General features: G+C 43.2%; 1 protein-coding gene. It reads left to right on the top strand.

Annotated elements, in window-relative coordinates:
* Positions 1-556: 556 nt before the first annotated feature.
* Positions 557-1,813 (top strand): group II intron reverse transcriptase/maturase, encoded by a 1,257-nt coding sequence (gene ltrA / locus G4417_RS16385; RefSeq protein WP_173684226.1) that lies wholly within the window; start codon positions 557-559, stop codon positions 1,811-1,813.
* The last annotated feature ends 67 nt before the right edge of the window (positions 1,814-1,880 follow it).

A 1,880-nucleotide genomic window follows, 5' to 3' on the forward strand; every position in this document is an offset into this window, starting at 1 on the left:
GATTGTGCGCCACGAAGGCGGAAACTTGTGACATGATGCCAAACAAGTATAGCCATGCTGTGTGAATGATGATGGCAGGCCCATCGGAACCGCTATATAGGTGGAGGTTCCAAATCACTCTGAGGTGCTGTAGTCAAAAGCTATGGTACTGAGCGTCAGAGAAAAGGCTGTACAAAACAGTCAGGTGTGGACAGTGGAGATGAACGAAGCTGTGAACCACTTACGAAAACGTCGAAAGCGTAGAGACTCCATCAAAACCAGGGGGTCAGTCGTTAACCTGGGATAAGCATAACGGGAGCCTATTTACTGGTTATGCGGTGGACGGCGTAAAGGTGGCATGAACACTGTTCAGGCATTCACATGGAACGTGGGAACCTACGGGCTGGTGTTAAGGGAGAGTGCCAAGTGGACGAACCGCAAGGTACAGAGTACTGATACAGTCATAGGGGCAGAGTGGCTTGTAGTAGTGAAGAGGGTTTCTGAAAAGAAAACAGAGCGAAGAAGCCACAGTATCCAAGCAGAGTAAATAAGTCAACTTAGGAATAAGGAGGAGCTTATGAGCGAAGCAAAACAGTTTGATATTTCAAAGAAGGCTGTAATTGCAGCTTTTCAGGCGGTAAAGGAAAACGCAGGAAGTTACGGGGTGGATGAACAAACCATAAAAGAGTTTGAGGAGCATCTTAATAACAACCTGTATAAACTATGGAACCGGATGGCATCAGGAAGTTATTTCCCGAAGCCTGTAAGGGCAGTAGCAATACCCAAGAAAAATGGTGGCACCAGAATTTTGGGAATTCCAACAGTAGAAGACAGAATCGCACAAATGGCTGCGAAGATGTACTTTGAACCGCTGGTTGAGCCAATGTTTTACAATGACTCATATGGATACCGTCCGAACAAATCTGCAATTCAGGCAGTAGGACAAGCAAGGGAAAGATGTTTTAAAAGAGACTGGGTATTGGAATTAGATATCAAAGGGCTCTTTGATAACATCAAACATGGATATCTGATGTACATGGTTGAGAAACATACGCAAATAAAATGGCTGATACTTTATATAAAACGCTGGCTTACAGTGCCGTTCATCATGAGTGATGGCTCGATTGCTGAACGCAGGTCAGGAACACCTCAGGGAGGAGTTATCAGTCCTGTGCTTGCAAATCTATTTCTTCACTATGTATTTGATGACTTTATGACAAAAGCATATCCGAACATCTGGTGGGAAAGATATGCTGATGATGGAGTACTGCACTGCCAATCGTACAAGCAGGCTGTATTTATAAAGCAGAAACTGGAAGAACGTTTTCAGCAGTTTGGATTGGAACTGAATAAAGAAAAGACACGTATTGTCTACTGCAAGGATGACCGAAGGTCACGAAACTATAGTTGTACTCAATTCACTTTTCTGGGATATACGTTCAGACCAAGGCTAAATAAGAATAAAGAAGGAAAGTTCTTTGTAGGCTTTACGCCTGCGGTCAGTGAAAAAGCCAAAACTGCTATGAAACAGAAGATCAGAGGATGGAAGATACAGTTAAAGGCGGATCTCTCATTAAAAGATATTGGGAACATGATAAACAAAGTAGTGCAAGGATGGATTAACTACTACACACACTATTATAAGTCAGAATTTTATGAGGTGTTGCGTTATATCAATCAATGTCTGATTAAATGGGTACGACGAAGTTATAAAAAGAAAAACACGAGAAGCAGAGCCGAGTACTGGCTTGGTGCAGTAGCCAGAAGAGACAGAAACTTGTTTGTACACTGGAAATTTGGAATATTACCATCTGTTGGAGAGGGAGCCGTATGAGTCGAGAGGCTCACGTACGGTTCTGATGGGGACTCAAGGGGAGGTTCCTTGGGTCTACCTACTTTGT

It is taken from the genome of Blautia wexlerae, assembly GCF_013300825.1.
GTDB classification, from domain to species: domain Bacteria; phylum Bacillota; class Clostridia; order Lachnospirales; family Lachnospiraceae; genus Blautia_A; species Blautia_A wexlerae_B.

What these genes read in the sequence shown, in the direction of transcription:
- ltrA (WP_173684226.1), top strand. Translation starts at nt 557, where the DNA reads ATGAGCGAAGCAAAACAGTTTGATATTTCAAAGAAGGCTGTAATTGCA.